This window comes from Alkaliphilus sp. B6464, from assembly GCF_018141165.1.
Taxonomy (GTDB): Bacteria; Bacillota; Clostridia; order Peptostreptococcales; family Natronincolaceae; genus Alkaliphilus_B.
This window is the reverse complement of record NZ_CP058557.1, coordinates 354,233-380,846: the sequence shown is the minus strand read 5'-3', so window position 1 is coordinate 380,846 and position 26,614 is coordinate 354,233. Positions and strand designations below refer to the sequence as shown.

Below are 26,614 nucleotides of genomic sequence, written 5' to 3'. Positions count from 1 at the left end.
GGGGTATAATTATGGAAAACCAAGACAAAGTATTACAGGTAAAAAATTTAAGTATAAGCTTTAATACTTATTCAGGAAAAGTTCATGCAGTACGAGGAGTTAGCCTTGATTTACATAAAGGAGAAACATTGGCTATTGTTGGAGAATCAGGTTCAGGAAAATCCGTTACAAACAAGGCTATAGTAGGTATTTTATCTAAAAATGCAACTATAAATACTGGAGAAATTATTTATGAAGGAAAAGATTTAACTAAACACTCCGATAATGAGTTCAATAAAATTAGGGGTTCAAAAATCTCTATGATATTTCAGGACCCAATGTCATCATTAGATCCTGTTATGAAGATAGGTAATCAAATTACAGAAGCCTTAATTGTTAAGCAAAGAATTAGTAAAGATCAGGCTAAGAAAAAAGCTATCGATCTAATGGCGGCCGTAGGGATTCCAGAACCTGAAAAACGATATAATCAGTATCCTTTCCAATTTTCTGGGGGAATGAGACAGCGAATAGTAATTGCAACAGCCCTTGCGTGTGATCCTGAAGTGTTAATTTGTGATGAACCTACAACTGCATTAGATGTAACGATCCAAGCACAGATTTTAGAATTAATCAAGGATATACAGCAAGAGAGAGATTTGTCTGTAATATTTATTACTCATGATCTAGGAGTTGTTGCTAATGTGGCTGATCGTGTGGCAGTTATGTACGCAGGTAAAATAGTTGAGTATGGAACTGTAGATGAAATATTCTATAATCCACAGCATCCATATACATGGAGCTTACTAGCATCAATGCCAGATTTAGATACAGATTCATCAGATGAGTTATTAATGATACCAGGAACAGCACCTAATATGCTATATCCACCAAAAGGAGATGCTTTTGCTGCTAGAAACAAATATGCTATGAAGATTGATTTTGAAAAGGAGCCACCAATGTTTCAAGTTAGTGATACACATTATGCAGCTACATGGCTTCTGCATCCTGATGCTCCAAAAGTAGAGATTCCAAAGGTACTGCAGAAGCGAATTGAGAAGCAGAAGGAAAGGTTGGTGGTAAGTAATGAAGCACGCTAATAAACAGCCTGTTTTGGAAGTTAAAAATTTAAAGCAGTATTTTACAAGTGGTTTTGGAAAAAATAAGGTAGTGGTAAAGGCGGTAGACGATGTAAGTTTTAATATTTATAGAGGGGAAACCTTTGGTTTAGTTGGAGAATCTGGTTGTGGGAAAACTACAACAGGTCGATCTATTATTAAACTGTATGAGCCAACCGGTGGTGAAGTATTATTTAAGGGGAAATCAATTACAGGTAAGCTTTCTAAGGAGGAAATGAAGGAGGTAACTCGGGGTATTCAAATGATATTTCAAGACCCTATTGCATCATTAAATCCTAGAATGACGGTTAAGGAGATTATAGGGGAAGGCTTGCAAATTAATAAGTTATGTAAAGATGAAAAAGAAATGATGGACATGATATATAATATACTTGAAACTGTAGGATTGACTAGAGAACATGCTACACGTTATCCACACGAGTTTTCAGGAGGACAAAGGCAACGTATTGGTATCGCAAGGGCATTAATTACTAATCCTGACCTAGTTATTGCAGATGAGCCTATTTCTGCATTAGATGTATCTATTCAAGCACAGGTATTAAATCTATTGAATAATTTAAGAAAGAAGTTAGGATTAACAGTATTATTTATTGCTCATGACTTATCTGTTGTTAAATATTTTTCAGACCGGATTGGAGTAATGTATTATGGAAAATTAGTTGAACTAACAAATTCTGAAGAATTATATAAGAATCCAATTCATCCTTATACTAAGTCATTACTTTCTGCAGTTCCATCACCGGACCCTAATCTTGAAAGGACTAGAAAGCGAATTTACTATAATCCCGATATGCATGATTATAGTAAAGAAAGTCCTAAATTGGTTGAAATAAAACCAGGACATTTTGTTTATGCTTCTGAATCAGAAATTGAAGAATATAGAAAAGCTTTTTAGATAAAATGAATTAGGATAATCGTACCTATGATGTAAAAAGTAGAGAAGTAATATACTCCTCTACTTTTTTAAATCTAAAAATTTATTAAAGATTTACCACATATTAAAATAGGATTAGCGCTATTTTATATAGATATTGAAAAAATAGAGGAAGTCTTAGTACTACTTATATTATACAACTTCTTCTATTTTTCTTTTAAACTACAGTAGCAAAGGACTTTTATTTGTTCTTTTGTGCTTCAAACACATCTTGCATAAGTTTAATGTTTTTAATAACTATAGGGGCTTTTATTTGGCTTAAATAAAAATTTTCATCTTCTAATTGTTTTCTTAAGTCTTCTATTGATAATTCAAATTTTTGAAGTATGTCTTGAGAGTCTTGTTTAATTAAATCTTGTCTTAAAGAACTAGCTATCTTGCTAGCTTCGTCTAAATGCTGTAGGGCGCCTACATAGTTATCAGATGCAGCAAATAAAATTGAACCTCTAATGTGATAATACATACCATATACTCCATGGTTGGCCGCACCATCGAAGTAGCTTCTAAAATCTGTTGTAATTCTTGTAAGCTCATTAGCTAGTTTTAAACTATTAAGTTTTTCATTATTCATAACAGATAGTGTTAAATCATTTAATATTTTTTCAAATTCTTCAGCCTTTGCAAGGGGAACATTTACTGGTATTAATTGGGCTTCTAAAACATTCCATTTTTTGTGTACCTCTGTAACACTATCATTTATTTTGGTCCATACCTTAGTAATATCCGTTGGTGGAGTAGGACTTTTTGCAAAGCTACCCTTTACATCATTTGCATCTAAAAGAGGAATGATTATCTTATTTTCTTTTATTAATTTCTGCATATCTACCTTTTCTTCTGACTTTTTTTTACCCTCCTCTTTTTTATCTTCCTCTTCCTTAGAAGATTTAGAATTTTTTTTATCATTACTTTGGCTTGATTGTGCAGCAGCTTCTACACTACTGCTCATTTCTTCTGTGCTAGTGAGCTTCTCTTTTTCTATAGCCTTTTCTATACCGGTTACTGAATCTAGGTCATACATTATTTTTAGCACTTCATCCTCTAGCTCTCTTAAAATTTTTGGTAATTTCGGTGAGTTATGTTTTTGTTTTTCAGGATTAGGTTTTTGTGAATTCCTACCACAACCTATTAAAACAAATATAATAAGTAAAAGAGACACGAATTTATAATTTTTCCATATATATTTTCTTCTCATGCTATCACCTCTACTATAGGTTTACCAATATTTTAAAAAACATTACAGAAAACAATATTTTACGCAGTTTCGTAGCTCAAATTTATTTGCTCCCTTCAGTCGCATAAAAAATAGTAAAATTATACTAGAAGGATTTACAGCCTATATTGCCGAAATTAGTATTAGAGGGTAAAATATTAAAAAAACAGAAGTTCAATGCAGAGATGAGGTGCAGTATGTTTTTGAAAAAAAATGAATCTATAGAATTTGCCAATACAATTATGAAAAAAAGTAGAATCCCGATTTTAATTTACGATGAACAGTGGAAGAAGTTATTTACTAATAGTATGAATAAATCTATGGAAACTTTAAGTAAGGACCTTCAACAGCTATTAACAGAAGAAAAGGAATTAGAGCATAGGCTAAAATCAAGCCAAGGAAGAAAACGTATATTAATGAATAAGATAATACATCTATCAGATCGTTTAAATAGTAAAGGTGAAGAGGTCGAAATCTCAGATATAGAAGATGCTAAGGACGAAATTGCTAAAATAAACGAAGAAATTGATGAAATGCGCGAAAACTTAGAATTATATCCAAAAAAAATAGAAGGTACAAACATGGAATTATTAAAAGAGACTGCTAAGGTTGCATATTCTGAAATTAATAATACACAAACTAGACTTTGGGATGTAGATGAAGAGATTAACATATTGCGTGAAAAGTTAGGCCAATATAGGGATGAGAAAGAAGCATTAGAGGAAAAAGTACAAGTTTTATATTCATTACTACACTCTATTATAGGACCGCAGGAAATAGAAAAGCTAGATGTAAAGTTTTTTCAAAAATAGTTAAATTATATTCAAATATAAAAAGCTATAATTGTATAACTAAGTGAGCTATTACTAATAGCTCTTTTTATATTTTAATTTTAAGATATTTATATATATTAAAATTATTTAGATATTTCAAAAAACTACAAAAAGTGATATTATATTATTATAAGAGGTGACAAAAATGATTAAAGGTATAGGAATTGACATTATAGAAATTGACAGAATAAGACAGGCAGTGACGAAAAACAATAGATTTATAGACCGAATATTTACAGTAAATGAAAAGAAAATATTTGAAGAGAAAAACTATCTTCCCCACACTATAGCTGGCTTCTTTGCTGCTAAAGAGGCGGTGGCTAAGGCATTGGGTACAGGAATAAGAAACATACAGTGGAAGGATATCGAAATATTAAAGGATCCTTTAGGGAAACCCTATGTAAAATTGCATAATAATGCTAGAGATTTAGCATATAGTATGAATATAGATAAAGTATTGATATCAATATCTCATAGCAAGGAAAATGCTGTTGCCCAAGCTATGGCCATCTAATTCTTTTAAAGGGAAGGGTTGAACTGAATGAGACTCTTGAAGGGTATACTTGTACTCCTTGTGGTTGTTATTTCTATAACTGCCTGTAGAAAACCTTCGGATGAAGAGAAATATTACGATGCACATAAGAAGATGATGGAAATAAAGAGTTACCAAACTATTGCTAAAATATCAAGCTATACAGGGGATAGTAAGAGAGAGTATGAATTCAATCAGATGTTTCAGTATCCAGATAAATATCGATTAGAAGTAATATCGCCAAATAGTATTAAGGGTAATTTAACTATATTTAATGGTAAGGCGGCTTGGATTCAGCATGCCACTATTAATCAGACTTGGAAGATGGATAATTTTGAGCAGTCAAAGGAACAATTGATGTTTATAGGTTACTTTTTAAAAAACTTTATAAACTCAGAAAACAGTACCTATCATAGTGAAAGTTTTAAGGGACGAGATAGCATTGTAATTACTACAGAATTACCTGGAGGAAATCCACATTTTTATAGTCAGAGGCTTTGGATTGATGGTAAGAATTTTACTCCTTTGCGGCTTAACATTGTAGATAATCAGGATAAAGTTAGATTTGAAGTTTACTACGAAGATTTTAAAATGAATGCTGAATTAAGTGAAGATTTGTTTTATTTAGATTAATAGATTTAAACTTAAAACAAACTAGGGGGATGAAAAATGGCTTTAGGGGAAAACTTAAGACCAGTATGGGCAGAAATTAATTTGGATAATGTAAAGCACAATATTAAGGAAATAAAAAGTATAGTTAAGAAAGGTACTATAGTATGTGCCGTTGTAAAGGCTGACGGTTATGGTCATGGAGCAGTAGAACTTGCTAAGGTTTTACTTAACAATGGAGCGGACCGTCTTGCTGTAGCTACACTAGGTGAAGCAGTACAGCTAAGAAAAGCAGGATATACAGTACCTATTATGGTTTTAGGATATACACCAGAGGAGCAGGGGCAAATAGTAATAGATAATAATATTATTCAAACTGTATATACTTACGAACAGGCAATATATTTTTCAAACACTGCTAAAGAAACTAATCAGCAATTAATAATACACTTAAAACTAGATACTGGAATGTCTAGATTAGGATTTCGACCAAATAATGAATCTATAAATGATATAAAAGAAATATTTAAGCTACCAAATTTAATAGTAGAGGGTATTTTTACCCATTTTGCTACAGCCGATGATAAAAACAAGGAATACACATACAAACAATTTAATATATTTATGGATTTTGTTAATAAACTTGAAGAAGAAGGCTGTATCATTCCTATTAAGCATGTATCTAATAGTGCAGCAATTATTGATCTTCCTGAAATGAATTTAGATATGGTAAGACCAGGAATAATGCTTTATGGATTATATCCATCAGATGATGTAAATAAAGAGAAAATTAGATTAAAACAGGTAATGGAACTAAAGGCTAAGATCTCTCATGTTAAAGTCCTTCCAAAAAACAATGGAATTAGCTATGGTCTAAAATATACTACACAAGATAATGAAAAAATAATTACAATTCCCATTGGATACGCAGATGGATATACCAGAATGATGTCTGGAAAGGCGCAAGTAATGGTAAAGGGCAAAGTAATACCACTAGTTGGTCGAATTTGTATGGATCAATGTATGGCAAATGCTACAGGGATGGATGTTAAAGCTGGAGATGAGGTTATATTATATAGTAGTGACAGAGAAAGTGGGATTACTATTAATGATATTGCAAACAAACTTGGAACTATTAATTATGAGGTTGTATGTATGTTGGGAAAGCGTGTTCCAAGAGTCTATTTGGAAAATAATAACCTTTTACACATTAAGGATAGTTTGATAATATAGTAGTATAGATTTTTGTGGACTGGTATAATTTTGTTACAATAATGAAACACTTATACTACCATAGGATTTTCCTTCAATACATTTAGGAGGTGCGCAATGGCTGACTCAAAACGAATTATGATAAGCCTTCCTGACAGTCTTTTACAAGAGGTAGACAATATTGTTTCCATAGAAAAGACAAATCGAAGTGAATTTATTCGTGAGGCGATGAAATTATATATACGGGAGAGAAATAAAATGGAATTACGGGAGCAGATGAAAAAAGGCTATCAAGAAATGGGACTAATCAATCTAGCATTGGCTGAATTGGGATTAAGCTTAGATATGTCATTGTTGGAAACCTACGAAGCGCAGATGGCGGAGTGTGAGTAGCGTGATTATTAAAAGAGGAGATATCTTTTATGCTGATCTAAGTCCTGTAATAGGATCTGAGCAAGGGGGAGTAAGGCCTGTATTAGTAGTACAAAATGATATAGGAAATCGCTATAGTCCTACAGTTATAATTGTAGCTATTACTTCACAGATTAATAAAGCTAAGCTTCCAACCCATGTTGAAATTAAATCCTCTGATTATGGATTACCAAAAGATTCAGTTTTGTTACTGGAGCAAATTCGAACTATTGATAAAAGACGTTTGGAGGAAAAAATCGGCCATGTAACAGAAGATATAATGGAAAAAGTAAACGAGGCTTTGTTGGTTAGTCTCGGTTTAATTGAATTTTAAGGACTTGAAGTTTTTAGCATAGCTAAAAAGTGAGTCCGCCATGGAGCAACATTAGTTGCGTAATTTTAAGGACTTGAAGTTTTTAGCATAGCTAAAAAGTGAGTCCGCCATGGAGCAACATTAGTTGTGTAATTTTTAAAGACTTAGGGGGACTTAGGTCTTTTTTTATTGTATTCTTCCATTTCAAGTTTTAATGTAGTATAATATGAACAGAATTATTTAAGGAATTGTCAGATTAAAAGTAACCTGTAAGAAAAGAGGGATGAAGAACTTGAATAAAAAATTAAAATCATCAATATTTTCAGTTGGCATTATAGCACTTTCTTTAATCACCGTTGGTCAAATAGTATATGCATCTACAAAGGATCCAGGATCTAAAGATGATCCTATTGTTACACTATCTTATATAGAATTAAAATTAGAGCAACTAAAAGATTATATAGATCAAAAAAGTTTTTCATCTAACCAACCACAACCAAACAAACCTACAGAAAATTCAACATTTCAGGTTGTAGAAATTAAAAGAGGACAAAGTTTAATAGCAGGAGCTGGAACAGAGATCATTTTAAGATCAGGTGAGGCAGTTGCAGTTATTAGTCAACTAGGTGGATTATCTGATGTAACTGGTGCTAAAGATTTAAAAAAGGATGAAAAGATTCCTGCTAATCATTTACTTATTGTACCTAGAGATGATGGTAGAGGAGTTCATGCATTAACAGATTCATTCTTGTTAGTAAAAGGTGGGTATACAATCAACTAAAGTTTCTAGAATAGACTTCCTACAGTTGAAAATGGAAGTCCATTTTATTTGATGAAATTGCATAATGTATCATTTTATTAAAACATTGGAAGGAAGGTGTAGATAATGATAAAAAAGAATAAAATCTTTTTAATTATTGTACTAAGTATAGCAGTATTAGCTACAACAATATTTCAGAGAATGACTATAGAATCCAACAACAAAGTAATAGATGTAGTGCTCGATTATGCAGAGATGAATGAATTGGCATCGCAGTCAGATAATGAATTAAAGTGGTGGTTTAGCAACTTTAAAGATTTCGGAATCAAATATGTAGGACTACACGAGGAAACTCTCACTTCATTGGTTCATGATAATAAGGATGTAAATATTATTATGGGCTGGGAATTATTACAGAATAATACAACAAAGGAAACATATTTAAGTAATTTGGAGAAAAATTCTAAAGAGTATGAAATTAGTAAATATGATGTTTTAATAACTACTGAGTCGGAAGAAACTTTTAATTTTATAAATGATGGATTAGCTAGTCGATACGATAAAGAATTATTTGAAGTTTTATCTAATGAAGATAAATACACTATATTGCTTAAAGGTACTATTTATGACATGGTCTATCTTCAAAATCAATCTCTATCAGATGTCAATGGTAAAGGAGTTGCTATAAAGCGAAATCCATATACTTCAAAGCTAGTAAATTTAGGCTTAGGATTTGATCCTGAAAAAATAGAACTTATTAAAGCAAGCGGATTAGAAGTACTACCAAGACCTTCAAACTACAGTCAATGGACAACAGACAAATATATCGATACATTATTTAAGGATTATGAAGATTTTAATATGATTCCACCTGTATTTATATTTACTGGAGATGCAATGCTGGGATATCCCGATTACAATCATATAGTATCAGAGTATATGCAGAATAATAATATAAAAGTAGGCTTAATAGAATCATCAGTACAAAGAGGTCATATGGACCAAAAAGTAGTAGAAGATTTAGCCAAAGGTTTGGAATATAATGCAGTAAGAATTTTTTCCATGCCTGATTATATCCAAGAAAGATTTAAGTTCTACAATTATGAAGGTGCCGAGGAAATAGAAAACACTTTATATAGAGCAGTAACAGAGAGAAATATAAGATTAATTTATTTTAAACCATTTAAAGAAAGTACAAGATTATATGTAACTGACTTTGAAGAATATGAAAAAATGTTTAATAGATTTGAGGATAGAATAGCAGCTCATGATATGACTATTGGCAGAAGTAGTGTAATAGCTCCAAATCGTGTTCGCATAGCTAAGCAGGCTTTAATAGGCTGGGGAGTTGTTGCTGCTGGAATATTACTGCTATCTACTTTGTTTAATATGTCTAAAAAAATAAAATATACTTTATTAGCAATGGGTATGTTATTAGTGCCTGCTGCATACGTAGTAAAACCATTATTAATAGAGAAGATGATGGCCCTTTCAGCTGCCATTATATTCCCTTCATTAGCAATGGCGTGGGTATGTAGGGAATGCAAAAAGCACTTTAATAGTAATGACAAAAAGTATTCATTATTAAATACTATTATAATTGCGTCAAAGGATTTAATAATAGCAACAGCTATTTCATTACTTGGAGGATTTTTTGTTGCAGGAATTTTATCTAATACTGATTTTCTATTGGAAATGGATATATTTAGAGGTGTAAAGATTGGTCAAATGCTTCCAATAGTTATATATGGAGCCACTTATATAGCCTATTTTGGATATAAAAATAAAAATCAGGTTAAAAATAGACCTTCATTAAAACTAGAAGATATAAAAACTCTTTTATTTGAAGATGTAAAAATAATTTATGTTTTATTATCGGCAATACTATTAGTAGTGGGATATATATATATTGCCAGAACTGGACATGAAACAAATATCCAGCCGTCTACATTCGAGTTAATAGCAAGAAATATATTTGAGGAAAACTTATTAGCAAGACCTAGAATAAAGGAATTTTTAATGGGTTTCCCAGCTTTAATGGTAGCTATATATTTTGCTCGCAATAAATATAATTTCTTTGCATTTTCTGCAGGCTTAGTGGCTGTTATAGGACAAACTTCAGTTCCTAATACATTTAGCCATTTAAGAACTCCAATATATCTATCACTTACACGTACAGCCTATTCACTAGGATTCGGTATAGTTTTGGGAGCTGTATATATTATAATTATAGAAATATGTTTAAAAGGACTGAATTTATTAATGACCGGAGCTGAGAAAGGAAGAAATTAATGAAGAACATATTCATATTTGGATATTATGGATTTCAAAACACAGGGGACGAAGCAATACTACAGGTCATGATCGATCAAATAAAAGAAAATATACCATATGCTAAATTAACAGTTTTAACTTATAAGGCACAAGAAACAATGGACAAATATAATATAAATGTTGTAAGTAGAAATAAATATATTGATTTAATAAAAGCTATTAAAGAATCGGATATAGTTATTAGTGGAGGAGGCTCAATCCTACAGGATACTACAAGTGCAAGGTCTCTGATTTACTATTTAAGTATTATATATATTGCTAAGAAAATGGGTAAGAAGGTAATGTTTTATGGCAATGGTTTTGGACCTATAACCAAAGCTATTAATAAAAAGCTAGTTAAGTATATTATTAATAAGGTGGACATTATTACAGTAAGAGATCATCAGTCTAAGGAAGAAATGATATCTCTTGGAATAAAGAAGGAAATTATTGTAACTGCCGATGTAACCTTTGCCTATAAAGCATTACCTGAAACACAAATAGAGCAAATGTTAATTGATGATGAAATAGATACAGATAAAAAAATGATTGGTATATCTGTTAGAGAATGGAAGAATGAAGAAAAATATAAAGGTGTAATTGCAAAAGCTGGAGACTATTTAATAGATAAAGGATATGAGGTTATTTTTATACCTATGCAGCATCCAAGGGATTATATAATTTCCGAAGAAATTGCATCTATGATGGAAAGAGCACCTAAAATACTAGAGCAAATATATTCTACTAAAGAACTAATAAGCTTAATGAGTAAATTATATATTATGATAGGAATGAGGCTGCACTCGCTTATATTTGCAACTATTGCTGGAACTCCAATTTTAGGTATAGAATATGATACTAAAATTTCTAACTTTCTACAAATAGTTGAACAAGATAATGCGGGTAAAGTTGAAGATTTAGATATAGACAATCTTATGAAAAGTATAGATAATGTTTTAGAATGTCATCAGGAATATAAGCAAAGAATAGATTCTATAAGAGATATCCTTCGAAAAAAGTCAGAGCAAAATATATTACTTTTGAAAAGCTTTATGGAAAAGGGTGAGAAAAGATGAGAAAGCAAGAAAGTATATTAGGTGTTAAGTTTGATATAGTGAATGAGGATGAGGCTTTAGAAAAACTTATGAATTTTTTGGAAGAAGACTCCTCTTTAAAAAAGGTATATACACCTAACCCTGAAATCGTAATGTTAGCCCAAGACGATAAGGAATTGTTTAGAATATTAAGTGAAGCAGATTTGGTTTTAGCAGATGGAATTGGGGTAATCTTAGCTTCTAAAATAAAGGGTTTAGAGCTTAAAGACAGGGTTACAGGTGTTGACACTATGGATAAGCTGTTAAAATACTGTGGACAAAAAGGAAAATCAATCTTTATCTTTGGAAGTAAACCGGGTATAGCAGAATTAGCATGTAAAAATATAGAGAAGAAATATGAAGGTATAAAAATTGCTGGTTATCATCATGGATACTTTAGCGAAAATGATGAAGATGAAATAATAAATAAAATTAATGGAGTAAATCCTGATGTTTTATTTGTCTGCCTTGGTGCACCTAAACAGGAAAAGTGGATAGATAAAAATAAGGATAGATTAAATTGTTCTTTAGCTATGGGTGTAGGTGGAAGTGTGGATGTATATGCTGGTGTTGCTAAGAGAGCTCCTATAGCCTTTCAAAAGCTTGGTCTAGAATGGTTCTATAGATTATTAAAAGAGCCTTGGAGATTTAAGAGAATGCTAGTTTTACCTAAATTTTTAATTAAGTTTATTGTTACAAAATAATTGTGATAAGTATATATTAAAGTACTAGCAAGTAATGCGGCTTTTATAAATTATTAGACTAGGTTATATGTTAGAGGAGACATGGTTTATGAAAAATAAAAAATATAGTACCTTTATTGAATATGTAGGTATAACCGTTGGCTGTGCTTTAATGGCAGTAGGAATTGTTTTTTTTCTTCAACCAAATACAATAGCACCTGGAGGAGTAACGGGAATTGGAGTTGTCGTACAAAAACTAATAGGAGTCCCAATTGATGTAACTAATCTGGTTATTAACATTCCGCTATTTATTTCAGGAGTAATTTTACTCGGTGGTGCATTTGGTATGAAAACTGCATACGCAACAGTTATGCTGTCTGGATTTATAAGGTTTTTTATTATTATGTCGGGGGATAGTCATGTAGTAACTAATGATCTATTACTATCTGCTATATATGGTGGAGTAATTATGGGAGCAGGAATTGGCTTGGTATTTAGGTCTGGTGGAACAACAGGAGGTACCGACTTAGCAGGTGCAATATTAAATAAATATTTTCCTAGCCTTAGCATAGCAAAGTTAATGATGATTTTGGACCTAATGGTTGTTGTAACAGCAGGACTTGTTGTAAAAAATGTAGAGATATCTTTATACTCTATTATAGCTTTATATATACTAGTGCAAATGGCAGATTTTATAGTAGAAGGACTAAGTTACTCAAAGGCATTTTACATTATTTCGAACCATTCTGATAAAATCGGTAAAAAAATAAATTCTGAGTTAGATAGAGGAGTTACTTCACTACAGGGAAGAGGGTTTTACACTGGAGCAGAAAAAGATGTTCTTTTATGTGTAGTTAACCGTGCTCAAGTAGCAAAGTTAAAAAAGCTTGTTTATGAAATAGATGAAAAAGCCTTTATAATGGTAACTACAATTCATGAAGTGCTAGGCAAAGGCTTTAAAGAAGTAAAAAAATAAAATTTGTTTGTTAGCACTTCACAAACTTTATATCGCACTCAATTCTAAGCTTTGCTTAGAATTTCAAGTGCTCAAAATAAAGAATAAAAAAGTAGGAGGAGAGTAATTTGGGCAAAAGTATACAAGAACTGAAGCAAATAGCTAATGATATTAGAAAAGATATCATTGAAATGCTTACAGAGTCAGGCTCAGGGCATCCAGGAGGATCTCTTTCAGCAACAGATATTTTAACCGTATTATATTTTAATGAGATGAAGGTTGATCCTAATAATTCAAAATGGGAAGATAGGGACCGTTTTGTACTATCTAAGGGGCATGCTGCACCAGTGCTTTATGCTACATTAGCAAAGAAAGGATTTTTTCCTAAGGAAGAACTAATGAAGCTTAGAAAAATAGATGCTATGCTTCAAGGTCACCCTGATATGAAGGGAACACCGGGAGTTGATATGTCTACAGGCTCATTAGGCCAAGGCTTCTCAGCATCATGTGGTATGGCAATAGCTGCGAAAATAGATAAAAAAGATTATAGAGTATATACGCTTCTAGGAGATGGAGAGCTTCAAGAAGGACTTGTTTGGGAAGCAGCTATGCTAGCGGCTCACTATAAGCTAGATAATTTAACTGCAATTATAGACTACAATGGTCTTCAAATAGATGGAAAAACTGATGAAGTTCTTTCAGTTAATCCTGTTACTGATAAGTTTAAGGCTTTTGGATGGAATGTTATGGAGATGGATGGACATTGCATTGAAGAGATAATTGAATCTATTGCAAAGGCTAAGGAAATAAAAGATGCTCCAACGGTTATTGTAGCTAAAACAATAAAAGGTAAGGGAGTTTCATTTATGGAAGATAAGGCAGAATGGCATGGAAATGCTCCTAAAGAAGATCAGAAAGCACAGGCTTTAAAGGAACTTGGAGGTGAAATATAATGACTAAAATGATTGCTACTCGTGATGCTTACGGTGAAGCTTTAATAGAGATCGGAAAAGACAATGAAAATGTTGTTGTATTGGACGCAGACCTTTCTAAATCAACTAAAACCCATGGTTTTGGGCAAGAGTTTCCTAATAGATTTATTAATGTTGGAATTGCAGAACAAAATCTTATAGGAACTGCTGCTGGATTGGCTGCAGCAGGTAAAATTCCTTTTGCTAGTACCTTTGCAATGTTTGCTACTGGCCGCGCATTTGAAGTTATTAGAAACTCTGTAGGTTATCCAAAGTTAAATGTAAAAATTTGTGCAACTCATTCAGGTATAACAGTGGGAGAGGATGGAGCTTCTCATCAAGCACTAGAGGATATTTCTTGTATGAGAACCATTCCTAATATGACCGTAATTGTACCAGCAGATGGAGTAGAAACAAAGGCTGCTATTCATGCAATTTCTAAGATGGAAGGACCAGTATATGTTAGATTAGGAAGATTAGCTGTACCTACTATTAATGATGAATCATCTTATGAGTTTAAAATAGGTGAGGGTGTAACACTAAAAGAAGGTACTGATGTAACTATAATAGCAACGGGGTTAATGGTTAGTGAGGCTATAGAGGCTGCTAAAGAATTAGAAACAAAAGGAATTAATGCGAGAGTAATTAATATTCATACAATTAAGCCTTTAGATAATGAAATTGTTATTAAAGCCGCTAAGGAAACTGGAGCTATAGTAACAGCTGAAGAGCATAACATCATTGGTGGATTAGGGTCTGCTGTGGCTGAAGTAATTAGTGAAAGTTGTCCAGTACTATTAAAACGTGTTGGTACAAAGGATACATTTGGTGAGTCTGGAAAGCCAGCTGATCTTATGAAAAAATATGGACTAACAAAAGATAATATAATAGATGCTGTAGTTGATATAGTAAAGAAAAAATAATAAAAAATTAAAGCAGAAAAGAGATTAGATATATCTAGTCTCTTTTCTGCTTTAAGGAATTAAATTAATTTTAATTATAAACTTGTACAATTGAATATTTCTGTCCTACCTTGAATACAAATAGTTATAAAGCGATACTTAATTTAATGGGGTTTTTATTCCATAGGAATTATGTAATGGTAAAAAGGGGGGAGAAATGTGGGTTATAAAGGAAAGATGCCAAAGCTACCGAATGTAAACTGGAAATTATTAATTACTATGATCTTAATTATTGTAGTGGCCACAGTTCTAGTTAAGTTTATTCCTAAATTAATGTCTAAGGGAGATAATGGGGTGGGTTATATGGTATTAGATAAAGAGCAAATTCCTGAGAAGATTCACGAGATATTACCAAGATACAAGATGTTAGAAAGGGCTTTGGCAGCTAAAGTGGATGATCAAATCTATGTAATAGTAACTAGGGGAGAGAAGTTAACAGCTGGGTATGATGTAGACATCGAGAGGATAGAATTAGTTAAAGAAGAGAATGATACAAGATTAGTTGTTCATGCTGTATTTAAAGATCCTAACCCTGATGACCTTGTTACACAGTCTATGACACATCCTTATGTAGTAGCAAAGACAGAGCTCGAGGAATTGCCAACAAAAATTGATTTAGAAATAAAGCAAAAAGAGTAGAAGGTAAATCTTCTACTCTTTTGTTGTAGAGTTTTTTCTAAGAAACAACATCCTAATTTTGTAATGTAACTGTAATCTATTTGCAGGTAAGTTAATATATAATAGAAATAGAGCAATAAATTGTACTAGGAGGATTAGAGATGATTAAATTTAGAAAAGCTGCTATAGCAATAGGTTTGTCAGCAATGATGGTAACAGGCTTTGCTACTACAAGTTTTGCGAATCAAATTGTATATGAAAAAGTAGAAGACGAGATTATTTCTAGTGGAGTTACATATAAAAATATTCTTCGTTTCACTAAAAATGGGTGGTTAAATTTAAATGCAGTATATATTGATTTAAACAACAATAATACAGAATTAGATGTATTAACAAGTTCTAAGGGACTATCCACTAAAGAGACACTATCTACTATGGTAAAAAACAAGGAAGATGTTGTGGCAGCAATTAATGGGGACTTTTTCTACATGTTAAATCCAGATTCTCCATTAGGTGCAATAGTTAAAGATGGTGAAATGATAAGTAGTCCCATTACAGTACACGACTATGCTACTTTTTTTATTAATAATAACGGACAAGCCTTCGCAGATTATTGGAAACATCAAATATATGCAACTACAAGCAGTGGTGTGAATATACCAATTTCAACGATTAACAAATATACAGATGAGTACCAGTATATTATGCTAATTGATAAAAACTGGGGAACTCACTCGCCAGGGTATAATACTAATTTACAAGATATGGTAGAAGTGGTTGTAATAGATGATGTTGTTACAGAGATACGACAGAAGCAGCCAGCAGTACAAATACCTGAAAATGGATATATATTATTAGCTGCTAAAGGAAAATCTCCTTGGGCTCAATCAGATAAATTACTTGGAAGTGTAAAAGTTGGAGATAAACTAACCATACATAAAGATATAAATCCTGACATAGAAAATATTAAGCTTGCTATGGGTGGGGGTACAGTTTTAGTTAAAAATGGACAAGTCGCAACTTTTACTCAAACTGTTTCTGGAGATGCGCAAAGGACAGCTATAGGTATTACAAAGGATCGTAGTCAAATTATTTTTGTAACAATAGATGGTCGTCATTCATCATATAAAGGCGTAGATGGTAAAGAGTTGGCTAATTATTTAATAGAACTAGGAAGCTATGAAGCAATTTTAATGGATGGTGGTGGATCGACTACCATGGTAACAAGAGGTCAAGGTGAATTCGATTCAAAGGTTGTTAACCATCTTTCTGAGGGTTCTGAAAGAAGAATTGCTAACGGAATTGCGGTAATCTCTACTGCGCCGGTTGAAAGTTTACGAGGAATAAAGGCAGAACTTGATAACAATAAAAGCTTTGTAGGTGCTTCTCGTAAAATAGATGTAAAGGCTTTTGATAAAAACTATAATCCATTAAATGTAGATTATTCTAATGTTAATCTTTCTGTAAAGTCTGGAGAAGGAACATTTGATGGTATGTATTTTACTCCAAGTAAGCAAGGAAAAACAGTAATAGGAGTTGAATATTTAGGTGGCACTTCTGAAGTGACTTTAGATGTTTTAGGTGAGTTATCACATATGGAAATTGCTCCTGAAACAGTACGTTTAAACTATGGACATAGTACAGGCTTTGAAGTGATTGGCGTAGATACAGAAGGATATAGAACCAAAATAAATTCTAAGGACATTAATTGGAAAGATGTTCAAGGTCTTGGAGCATTTACTAATGGAATTTATGTGGCAGGCAGTAAGAGTGGTACCACAAAATTAGAAGCTAGTTTTGGTAATAAGGTAGCTACTGTAAATGTGGTAGTAGGTTCAAATACTTCAATGATAAATAACTTTGAAACTTTAAATACAGATTTTGTTGGTTATCCACAATCTGTAGTAGGATCTGTAGCCTTAGATTCTAATGCTAAAGAAGGAAAATCATCATTAAAACTACAATATGATTTTACTCAAACTGATGAAACAAGAGCAGCCTATATTACCTTTGATAGTAATAAAACGGTAATTTCTACTCCGGCCAATAGTATAGGTGTATGGGCACATGCAACTAATCCTGCTACTCATTGGATAAGGGGAAAGGTTAAAGATGCAAGTGGTGCAGAATATGTAATCGACTTTAAAAAGAATATAGATTGGACAGGATGGAAGTACCTTACAGCCCCTCTACCGACAAATATGGTTTACCCAATTAAGTTTGAAAGACTTTATGTTGTTGAAACTGATGCAACGCAAAAGATAGCAGGTCAAATTTTATTTGATGGTTTAGAGGCTTCATATAGTATCGCATCACCTTCAAAGGAATCCTCAGAAGCTACTGTTATTACAGATAAACTTAACAAACCTTATGAGATAGAAGGTAGTAAGCTATTTGCATATAGTGGAATCCAGTTTAAAGACTATACATTATTAGATAGGATTGTTGGAAATCAAATTAGTAGCCTAATAAATAATAAACATGAGCTATCACTATTTACTGGAAATGTAGATTCAAGATTAAGTAGCAATATTAAAAAACAAATAGTTTCTGCAAAATCAGGGTATGGATCTACAGAGCAAGGAGATAGTTTAATTATTCAATTGGATAATCTAAAAGATGGTCTAAGACAAACTAATTTTGATCAGTGGCCTTGGTTACAAAATCTAGTAAATAACACTACTAAGAAGAATGTTTTTATAGTGATGTCTAAACCTATATTTGGTAACGGCGGTTTTACTGACAAATTAGAAGCAGATTTATTAATGGATACGTTAACAGACCTATCTAAAAAGGGAAAACAAGTATTTGTTCTTTATGAAGGACAAAGCCTTTCTGTGGATGTAATTAATGGTGTAAGATATATTTCAACTGGTGTTTACAATAGTAATGCTTCAAAAAACCAACAGGAAACCTTTAAATATATAGAATTTAATATTAATGATAAGGAAGTAACGTATCAAATTAAATCCTTATTTGAATAAACAATATAAATAGAGCTGAATATTCAGCTCTATTTTATTTGTCTAAGAAATTATAAATTTCTTGGCTATTGAGGAATTTTTTATTTATAGGGTAAGGCAGGAAGTAATGATATAGATACAGAATATTACAATAAAAGAATAAAATACCGGATGGCGAGGTGATTTTATGAAGCAGATAGAAAAAGTCTACCAAACTCTAATAACTATGGAAGAAAAATTTAATAGAGGAATAGCGGCTGAAGAGATTAGTAATAGCTTAAATATGAATAGAGCTAATATTAGCCGTTATTTAAATACTTTGTATCGGGAAAATCTGATTGAAAAAATAGACGGAAGACCTGTATTATATTTTAAAAAAGTACAGATAGATAATGAGAATAAATTAGTTAAGGGAAGAATGAAATTTGATAAAATGATTGGCTCTAATATGAGCTTGCAAATTCCTATTCAACAGGCTAAGGCAGCAATTTTATACCCTCCTTATGGTTTGCATACGCTGTTATTAGGCGAAACTGGTGTCGGTAAATCTATGTTTGCGGAATCAATGTATAGATTTGCTTTAGAATCTAAAGTAATTTCAAAAGACGCTCCTTTTATACAGTTTAACTGTGCCGATTATGCAGAGAATCCCCAGTTATTGAGTGCACAGATTTTTGGTGTAAAAAAAGGTGCTTATACAGGTGCAGAACAAAATCGCGAAGGATTACTTAAAAAAGCAGACTGTGGGATCCTATTTTTAGATGAGGTACATCGGCTTTCTCCACAGGGGCAGGAGATGTTATTTACCTATATAGATAAGGGCTGGTTTAGACCATTAGGAGAAGCGGATAAATTAGTCAAGGTAAAAGTGCGGATTATAGCAGCTACTACAGAAATACCGCAGTCCTATCTGTTAAAGACTTTTATGAGAAGAATACCTATGACTATAACCTTACCTAGTTTAAATAATAGAAATCGAAAAGAGAGATACCAACTAATAGAAACTTTTATCAAGGAAGAATCTCATCGGTTAGACAAAAATATATATGTTAATAAGAGTGCGCTAATGTCATTTTTGCTATACGATTGTCCTAATAATATAGGTCAGTTAAAAAGTGATATTCAATTGACTTGTGCAAAGGCATTTTTAACTTATAAAACTTATGATAGAGACTATATAATGATTACACAATCAGATTTACCTCAATATGTTAAGCAAGGACTATTGAGTTTACATGATTTTCGGAAAGAAATTAATGATATTTTAAATGATAAAGAAGATATATTAAAGTTTTATTATAAAGAAAACGGGAAATATGATGACTTAATATTAGTAAATGAAAATGACGGGTTCTATGATCTAATAGAAAAAAAATTAAATAATCTAAAGGAAATAGGCATAGAAGAAAATGAGATTAATCAAATATTAAATATAGATATAGAGACACGTTTCAAAAAATATATTGGAAATTTACCTAGAAAGTTTAAAAAGGAGGAGCTATCCAAACTTGTAAATATTGATATTATTGAAGCGGTAGAAGAAATATTTGATATAGCCGAAAAACGTTTAAATAGAAAATATGATGAAAAAATTTATTTTGGACTTGCGCTACATCTGCAGGGAAGTATTGAACGTATAAAAAGAGGAAGTAAAATATACAATCCCAAACTGAATTTCATTAGGGTTAACTATGATAAGGAATTTTTAGTGGCTATGGAAATTGCAAAACTAATAGATATTAGTTTTAAAATTGAAACACCTCTTGACGAAATTGGATACTTAGCCATGTTTTTAGCGTCTAACTCTAATAAATTTGATGAAAAAGAAGAAACAAAAGTAGCTATTATAGTAATTATGCATGGAGATACTACTGCTAGTAGTATGGCTAATGTTGCTAATAGTTTAGTTGGCACAAATCATGTTAAGGGTATAGATATGCCTCTACATATTAAGCCTACAGCCATGTATGATATAGTTAAAAAAGAGATTCTTGAATTAGATTGTGGAAGAGGAACATTATTATTAGTTGATATGGGTTCACTTACAAACTTTGGAGATATGCTTTGTGAAGAATTAAGAATTAATGTTAAAACTATAGATATGGTAAGTACTCCTATAGTTATCGAAGCCTGTAGAAAATCAATATTAGACAGAGATTTAGAAGAAATTTATCAATCTTGTATTAAAATGAAAATTTATTCTAAAGAAGATAAACAAATATTTAATGAAGAGAAGAAAAGTATTATTATAACAGTGTGCTTTACAGGGGAAGGGGCAGCTATAAAACTAAAGAGCATAATAAAACAACAAATAGAATTAGACTCAGATATTGATATTGTTCCTTTAAATATATTAAATAAAAATGAATTTTGGAGTCGAATTAAATATTATCAAGAAAAAAATCATATTATAGCTATAATAGGGGCTGTCGATATTAAGGCAAAGTATATTCCATTTATATCAGTTCAAGACATCTTTAGTGATAATGGTATACATAGGCTGGAAAATATTATAGATCAGCATAAAAAATATAAACAAATAGGAAAATCATTAAAAGAACATTTAGTAAAAATTGACGGGGAAGAGATTGTTAAAGATGTAATTTGGCTAATTAACATGTTAGAAGAAGCCGTTTATGTTGAACTTATAGATGATGTAAAGATAGGATTAGTATTACATATAAGCTTTTTGGTGGATAATCTGTTGCAAGGCAGAGATGGCACTAAGTTTGAACAATTAGATAGTTATATTAATAAATATAGCAGAGAATTCGAAAATACTAAAATAAGTCTTAAAAACTTTGAAGAAAAATATAATATTCAATTTAATGAAGATGAAATTGCCTATATTTGTAGGATGCTTTTAGAAAATAATACATTGAAAAATCATAAGGAAGAAGGCATTTAAATAGTGTGTAAAAGTGTGTAAAGACATAGCGGGTAAGTGTGTAGCTATCTTTACACACTTTTATTATGCTCACTACGTGATTTTAAAGGAAAATATAATTAAGAGTTTGATTTTTAAAATGGTATAAATACTAGTAATCTACAGAACACGCAACAAACATTACCAGTAAAATAAATTTTAAAATATTAAGTTTATATAAGATGGCACGATATTTGCTCATATATAAATGTAGAAATATTTAAACAATATATAAATTGATCTAATTATTTTAATTAAGAAAAGGGGGTGATTGTAGTGAAACGCATAATGCTAATTTGTTCTGGAGGGATGTCAACAAGCTTACTTTGTACAAAAATACAAAAAAGCGCTAAGGAAAAAAATATAGAGGTTGAAGTATTTGCAGTTGCAGAGGCAGAAATGAAGAGACGTCTGGATAATATTGACGTAATTCTTCTAGGACCTCAAGTGAGATATCTTCTAAGCAAAATAAAAAATGATGTAGAGGGAAAGGGAATTGCTGTAGATGTAATTGAAAGTATAAGTTATGGAACAATGAACGGCCAAGCAGTATTAAAGCAAGCAATGAGTTTAATGGAATAAGGGATAATAGAATTGTATTAGAGTAAAACGTTTATCAAAATTAGTATTGATAAAGGGGGATTTACATGAAAGCATTTATGAAAGCAATGGAAAAGTATTTTATACCAGTTGCATCGAAAATAGGAGCTCAAAGACATTTAGTAGCAATTCGTGATGGATTTATTGGTATTATGCCATTAATTTTGGCAGGTTCATTCGCAGTATTATTAAACAGTACTTTAGTAAAATGGGTACCTGGATTAGCTTTTTTAGGAACAATCAATGGTAATGTATGGTGGGGTACGTTAGCTATTATGACCTTGCTAGTAGTATTTTCTATCGGATATAACTTGGCAAAAAGTTATGATGTTGATCCTCTTGCTGCAGGACTTATCTCTATAGCTTCTTTTATAGTAATTACACCTCAGGCTCATGGCAATGCAGGTTGGGGATATATATTTCAAGGATATTTAAATGCTACAGGATTATTTACTGGAATTATTGTTGCATTACTAGCTACAGAAATTTTTGTTAAAGTAATAAAGAAAGATATAGTTATTAGGATGCCTGATACTGTTCCGCCAGCAGTTGGAAGAGCATTTGTTTCTGTAATTCCTGGAATAATTACAGTATATATATTTGGAGTGATTCCACTTATAATTACAAAACTAGGAGGAACAAGTTTATACGATATTATTTTAACTACAATTCAAAGACCGTTGGAAGGCTTTAGCCAAGGTATATTATCTGCAATACTTTTTTCTATGCTAATCAGTATATTCTGGTTCTTTGGCCTACACGGCGGCAATATTATGGATCCAGTTATAAATGCACTTTATTTGCCAGCACTTGAAGCTAATGCTAGTGCAGTACAACAGGGACTTGAAGCTACTAATATTGTTACAAAATCATTTTTTGATGCTTATGTTCACTTAGGTGGGGCAGGTGCTACTCTAGCTTTAATTGTAGCAATATATATTGGTTCTAAAAAACGTAAAGAGTATAGAGAAGTAGCAAAGCTTTGTACTGGACCAGGATTATTTCAGATTAATGAGCCTATTATGTTTGGAATACCTATTGTATTAAATCCGCTACTATTTATTCCATATATTATTATACCAGGAGTGTTAACATTAATAGCTTATTTAGCTACTGTATCAGGCTTAGTACCTATTACCTACGTTGCAATTCCGTGGACTACACCTCCTATTTTAGGCGGGGTTTTAGCTACGGGAGGAAGTCTTATGGGTGGATTATTATCTCTTATTAACTTTGCTGTAGCTGTTATAATATACCTTCCATTTGTCTTATTAGCTGATAGGTATACAGATAATGATAAAGATCTTGTAGAGAGTCAGGGATAATATAATAGGTTAGAAAGGGGTAACTCTCTATCACTTTCTAACCTATACAATATAGATAATAAATTATAAATGAAACTTTGACTTAAGGAGCGATAAAGCATGAAATATGAAGAACTAATCTTTAAATTAATCACTCAAAGTGGTGATGCTAAAAGTTTTGCCATGGAGGCTATTCAATTAGCTAAAAATAAGGATTTTGACAAGGCTAGAGATTGCTTAAATAAGGCTTCAAAACAATTAGAATTAGCACATAGACAACAAACTGAACTAATTCATATGGAGGCACAAGGTAATAAAATAGAGGTGACTTTATTATTAATACATGCCCAAGATCATTTAATGAATGCTATTACAACTAAGGACTTGGCAAGTGAAATTGTAGATTTATATAGTATTAGATGAAATAAACTGTAATGCAATAAATAGCTATTAGCATCAGATATAACTTTAGGAGGTGATAATTTGGAACAAATAAAAAAAACAGGATTAAAGCTTGTAATAATCGGCGGAGGATCTTCCTATACTCCTGAATTTATAGAAGGATTAATTAAACGTCATAAAGAGTTGCCTGTTGAAGAATTATGGTTAGTAGATATTGTAGATGGACAAGAAAAATTAAATATAGTAGGAAATCTCTCTCAAAGGATGGTTAAGGAAGCAGGGGTTCCTATAAGCATTAATATTACATTGGATAGACAGAAAGCCCTCAAAGACGCAGACTTTGTTGCAACTCAAATTAGGGTAGGACTTTTACAAGCTAGAGCTAAGGATGAAGCAATGCCACTTTCTTATGAATTTATTGGACAAGAGACTAATGGTGCAGGAGGATTATTGAAAGGCTTAAGAACAGTTCCAGTAATATTAAATATTGCTAATGAAATGAGCGAATTGTGTCCTAATGCATGGCTTATAAACTTTACAAATCCAACTGGAATGCTTACAGAAGCTTTGGCTAGATACTCGAAGCATAGGAAATTTATTGGTTTATGTAATGTGCCAATTGGAATGGAAAGAGGATTAGCGGATATTTTACAAATTGATTCTAGTAGAATACGAATTGACTTTGCCGGCTTAAATCATATGGTTTATGGATTTAATATGTTCGTTGATGGAATTGATAAAACTAAAGAGGTTATCGATCAGTATATAAAAAAATCTGATAGTATTAATATGAAAAATATTATAGCAATGAAGTGGGATGCAGATTTTATTAAAGCACTTCAACTTATACCTTGCCCCTATCACAAATATTATTACAAAACAAAAGATATGTTAAATGATGAGCTTGAAAACTATAAACTTGGCAAAACTAGGGCAGAAGAAGTTATGGAAACTGAAAAGGAATTGTTTAACCTATATAAAGATGAAAGTTTAAAAGAAAAGCCAAAACAATTGGAAAGAAGAGGAGGAGCTTACTATTCTGATGCAGCTTGCAACTTAATTTCATCTATTTATAATGATAAAGGAGATCTACAAGTTGTAAATACTTTTAATCAAGGAACCCTTGAAGACTTTTCCTGGGATGAAATAGTAGAAATTAGTTGTAAAATTACAAAGGATGGACCTATTCCTCATAAATTTATAGATAAATTGCCTGTTTATGTATCTGGACTAGTAAAGCAGATTAAACAATTTGAAGTTTTAGGTGCAGAAGCAGCAGTAGAAGGCAATTATAATAAGGCATTGCTTGCAATGATTACAAATCCTCTTATTTCTGATGATAATAAGGGACATAAGCTGTTAGATGAGATGCTAAAAGTTAATAAAAGATTTTTACCTAAATTTTTTGACGAACTTGGTAATATTAAAAAGTAATTTTATTAATATATCTACCCACGAAGTAGACAAGGATGTGTTAAGAGTGAAACTAATAGTAAATGGGGACGACTTTGGTGTAACTAAAGGAGTAACCTTAGGCATACTAGATTGTATGGAGAATGGGATTGTAACAGAAACTACAGCTATGGTAAATGGCTTATACTTTGAAGAAGGTATTAGGGAAGCAGAAAATCGTGGTATAGATAAAATTGGTATACACCTTACTCTAACCTGGGGTAAACCTATTTTACCTGCTAGAGAAGTACCCACTTTAGTTGATAATATGGGAAATTTCCATAAAAGTATAAGTGAAAAAATAGAATATAACTATGAAGAAGTTAGAGATGAATTAAGGGCTCAAATTATAAAATTTAAAGAGTTTTTCAAAGAGCCTACCCATATAGACGGACATCATCATTTCTATGCATTTGATGAAAGCTTACTTGAAATAGTACTGGATTTAAGTAAAGAATTTAATATTCCGGCCAGATGTCCAGAGGATAAAATGATAAGAAGCTACAATATTAAGGGAGTTAAGACTACAGAATGTTTTACAGCAGAATTTTATAAGAATAATGCTACACTTAATAAGCTTATGAATATAATTTCTCAGTATAAGCATTGTGAAACTTTAGAGTTAATGTGTCATCCGGCCTATATAGATGAGGATCTTTTTAAGGTAAGCACATATGTAGACTATAGAAAAAAAGAATATGAAATTTTAGTATCAGATACAATAAAAAATTTTATTAATCAGGCTAATATTCAACTTATTAGCTTTAATGATATATGAACAAGGTATTGAAATTTTAACTGGTAAAAAGGATAACCCTAGTCGTTATCCTTTTTACATTTAATAAACTGTTCTTCCGTAATTATGTACTGTACGGGTAAGTCATATTGTGAGGTAGGTACTTTATCTATTAGTTGCATTTCGAAGGCTAGCGATATTGTTGTTGTTTTTTCTGGTAATCTAGGAAGAAACCTATCATAATAGCCTCCACCATATCCTATACGATACCCATTTTTGTCGAATGCAACACCAGGGACAATAACTAAATCTAATATACTAGGCTCTACTGGTCTTAGAGCTTCTTCCTTAGATTCCATAATTCCAAAATGTCCCACTACTAGATCATCTTCATAGCTTTTTAATTCCGACACAATTAAAGCCTTAGTTGCAGGTACTGTTACAGGAATAAAGACTCTTTTTTCACGATTTTGAAGGTCATCAATGATAGGCTTCATAGTAACTTCTTTTCCGAATGAAATATAAAGCATTACATTATTAGCATTTTTATAAAAATCTATCTTACTCAGTGTGTCCATCATAGCAAGGCTTTTTTCTCTTACCATTTTATTAGAAAATGTATCTTTTCCTTGTAAAATATTTTTTCTAATTTCTTTTTTCAACTGTGTACCTCCTTTTGTTATAGTATTTATCTATATTATACCAC

General features: G+C 31.7%; 25 protein-coding genes. 23 read left to right on the top strand and 2 right to left on the bottom strand.

The window, feature by feature from the left end:
- Nucleotides 1-11 precede the first annotated feature (11 nt).
- On the top strand, nucleotides 12-1,076 hold the full coding sequence (locus HYG84_RS01740; RefSeq protein WP_212380220.1) for an ABC transporter ATP-binding protein: 1,065 nt from the start codon (nucleotides 12-14) through the stop codon (nucleotides 1,074-1,076).
- Nucleotides 1,063-2,010, top strand: a complete 948-nt coding sequence (locus HYG84_RS01735) for an ABC transporter ATP-binding protein (RefSeq protein WP_212380218.1) — start codon at nucleotides 1,063-1,065, stop codon at nucleotides 2,008-2,010. The genes HYG84_RS01740 and HYG84_RS01735 overlap by 14 nt, the downstream gene beginning before the upstream one ends.
- 220 nt (nucleotides 2,011-2,230) lie before the next feature.
- Here the strand turns inward: HYG84_RS01735 and HYG84_RS01730 are convergent, their stop codons facing one another.
- Entirely contained in the window at nucleotides 2,231-3,241 is a 1,011-nt protein-coding gene (locus HYG84_RS01730) for a hypothetical protein (protein ID WP_212380216.1), read from the bottom strand.
- Nucleotides 3,242-3,387: 146 nt separating this feature from the next.
- On the opposite strand from HYG84_RS01730, the gene HYG84_RS01725 reads away from it, so the two are divergent.
- The 21 genes from HYG84_RS01725 to HYG84_RS01625 all read left to right on the top strand — a co-directional run bounded on the left by HYG84_RS01725 (nucleotide 3,388) and on the right by HYG84_RS01625 (nucleotide 25,950).
- Entirely contained in the window at nucleotides 3,388-4,071 is a 684-nt protein-coding gene (locus tag HYG84_RS01725; RefSeq protein WP_212380214.1) for a hypothetical protein, read from the top strand.
- Between the two features lie 166 nt (nucleotides 4,072-4,237).
- Nucleotides 4,238-4,606: a holo-ACP synthase gene (gene acpS / locus HYG84_RS01720; protein ID WP_212380212.1), complete on the top strand. Its 369-nt coding sequence runs from the start codon at nucleotides 4,238-4,240 to the stop codon at nucleotides 4,604-4,606.
- 27 nt (nucleotides 4,607-4,633) lie between these two features.
- Complete coding sequence (locus HYG84_RS01715; RefSeq protein WP_212380210.1) at nucleotides 4,634-5,257, top strand: LolA family protein; 624 nt, start codon at nucleotides 4,634-4,636, stop codon at nucleotides 5,255-5,257.
- 36 nt (nucleotides 5,258-5,293) lie between these two features.
- Nucleotides 5,294-6,466, top strand: coding sequence for an alanine racemase (gene alr / locus HYG84_RS01710; protein WP_212380208.1), 1,173 nt, complete (start codon nucleotides 5,294-5,296; stop codon nucleotides 6,464-6,466).
- 96 nt (nucleotides 6,467-6,562) lie between these two features.
- Entirely contained in the window at nucleotides 6,563-6,838 is a 276-nt protein-coding gene (locus tag HYG84_RS01705) for a CopG family ribbon-helix-helix protein (RefSeq protein WP_212380206.1), read from the top strand.
- Between the two features lies 1 nt (nucleotide 6,839).
- Nucleotides 6,840-7,190 carry a type II toxin-antitoxin system PemK/MazF family toxin gene (locus HYG84_RS01700; protein WP_212380204.1) on the top strand — a complete coding sequence of 117 codons (351 nt, stop codon included), beginning with the start codon at nucleotides 6,840-6,842 and terminating at the stop codon, nucleotides 7,188-7,190.
- A 262-nt stretch (nucleotides 7,191-7,452) separates the two neighbouring features.
- Nucleotides 7,453-7,950 (top strand): hypothetical protein, encoded by a 498-nt coding sequence (locus HYG84_RS01695; RefSeq protein WP_212380202.1) that lies wholly within the window; start codon nucleotides 7,453-7,455, stop codon nucleotides 7,948-7,950.
- A gap of 105 nt (nucleotides 7,951-8,055) precedes the next feature.
- Nucleotides 8,056-10,221, top strand: a complete 2,166-nt coding sequence (locus tag HYG84_RS01690; RefSeq protein WP_212380200.1) for a DUF5693 family protein — start codon at nucleotides 8,056-8,058, stop codon at nucleotides 10,219-10,221.
- Nucleotides 10,221-11,318, top strand: a complete 1,098-nt coding sequence (gene csaB, locus HYG84_RS01685; RefSeq protein ID WP_212380198.1) for a polysaccharide pyruvyl transferase CsaB — start codon at nucleotides 10,221-10,223, stop codon at nucleotides 11,316-11,318. Before HYG84_RS01690 ends, csaB begins: the two co-directional genes overlap by 1 nt.
- A complete protein-coding gene (locus HYG84_RS01680) occupies nucleotides 11,315-12,040 on the top strand; it encodes a WecB/TagA/CpsF family glycosyltransferase (protein WP_212380195.1) in 726 nt (241 codons plus the stop codon). Before csaB ends, HYG84_RS01680 begins: the two co-directional genes overlap by 4 nt.
- Nucleotides 12,041-12,128: 88 nt before the next feature.
- The gene (locus tag HYG84_RS01675; protein WP_212380192.1) at nucleotides 12,129-12,995 is read left to right on the top strand and encodes a YitT family protein; all 867 of its coding nucleotides are present in this window, start codon (nucleotides 12,129-12,131) and stop codon (nucleotides 12,993-12,995) included.
- Between the two features lie 170 nt (nucleotides 12,996-13,165).
- A complete protein-coding gene (locus HYG84_RS01670; RefSeq protein WP_334301091.1) occupies nucleotides 13,166-13,927 on the top strand; it encodes a transketolase in 762 nt (253 codons plus the stop codon).
- Nucleotides 13,927-14,868 (top strand): transketolase family protein, encoded by a 942-nt coding sequence (locus HYG84_RS01665; protein ID WP_212380188.1) that lies wholly within the window; start codon nucleotides 13,927-13,929, stop codon nucleotides 14,866-14,868. Before HYG84_RS01670 ends, HYG84_RS01665 begins: the two co-directional genes overlap by 1 nt.
- Before the next feature lie 198 nt (nucleotides 14,869-15,066).
- Entirely contained in the window at nucleotides 15,067-15,546 is a 480-nt protein-coding gene (locus HYG84_RS01660; RefSeq protein ID WP_249168691.1) for a protease complex subunit PrcB family protein, read from the top strand.
- 140 nt (nucleotides 15,547-15,686) lie between these two features.
- The gene (locus tag HYG84_RS01655; RefSeq protein WP_212380187.1) at nucleotides 15,687-18,509 is read left to right on the top strand and encodes a phosphodiester glycosidase family protein; all 2,823 of its coding nucleotides are present in this window, start codon (nucleotides 15,687-15,689) and stop codon (nucleotides 18,507-18,509) included.
- A gap of 166 nt (nucleotides 18,510-18,675) precedes the next feature.
- On the top strand, nucleotides 18,676-21,396 hold the full coding sequence (locus HYG84_RS01650; protein WP_212380185.1) for a sigma 54-interacting transcriptional regulator: 2,721 nt from the start codon (nucleotides 18,676-18,678) through the stop codon (nucleotides 21,394-21,396).
- A gap of 294 nt (nucleotides 21,397-21,690) precedes the next feature.
- Nucleotides 21,691-21,996 carry a PTS sugar transporter subunit IIB gene (locus HYG84_RS01645; protein ID WP_212380182.1) on the top strand — a complete coding sequence of 102 codons (306 nt, stop codon included), beginning with the start codon at nucleotides 21,691-21,693 and terminating at the stop codon, nucleotides 21,994-21,996.
- 65 nt (nucleotides 21,997-22,061) lie between these two features.
- A complete protein-coding gene (locus HYG84_RS01640) occupies nucleotides 22,062-23,339 on the top strand; it encodes a PTS sugar transporter subunit IIC (protein ID WP_212380180.1) in 1,278 nt (425 codons plus the stop codon).
- Between the two features lie 99 nt (nucleotides 23,340-23,438).
- Complete coding sequence (locus HYG84_RS01635; RefSeq protein ID WP_212380178.1) at nucleotides 23,439-23,741, top strand: PTS lactose/cellobiose transporter subunit IIA; 303 nt, start codon at nucleotides 23,439-23,441, stop codon at nucleotides 23,739-23,741.
- Nucleotides 23,742-23,801: 60 nt separating this feature from the next.
- Nucleotides 23,802-25,154 (top strand): 6-phospho-beta-glucosidase, encoded by a 1,353-nt coding sequence (locus HYG84_RS01630; RefSeq protein WP_330655542.1) that lies wholly within the window; start codon nucleotides 23,802-23,804, stop codon nucleotides 25,152-25,154.
- 46 nt (nucleotides 25,155-25,200) lie between these two features.
- The gene (locus HYG84_RS01625; protein WP_212380176.1) at nucleotides 25,201-25,950 is read left to right on the top strand and encodes a carbohydrate deacetylase; all 750 of its coding nucleotides are present in this window, start codon (nucleotides 25,201-25,203) and stop codon (nucleotides 25,948-25,950) included.
- Nucleotides 25,951-25,988: 38 nt separating this feature from the next.
- On the opposite strand, the gene HYG84_RS01620 is transcribed toward HYG84_RS01625, so the two are convergent.
- Nucleotides 25,989-26,570 (bottom strand): 5-formyltetrahydrofolate cyclo-ligase, encoded by a 582-nt coding sequence (locus HYG84_RS01620; protein WP_212380174.1) that lies wholly within the window; start codon nucleotides 26,568-26,570, stop codon nucleotides 25,989-25,991.
- Nucleotides 26,571-26,614: the final 44 nt, after the last annotated feature.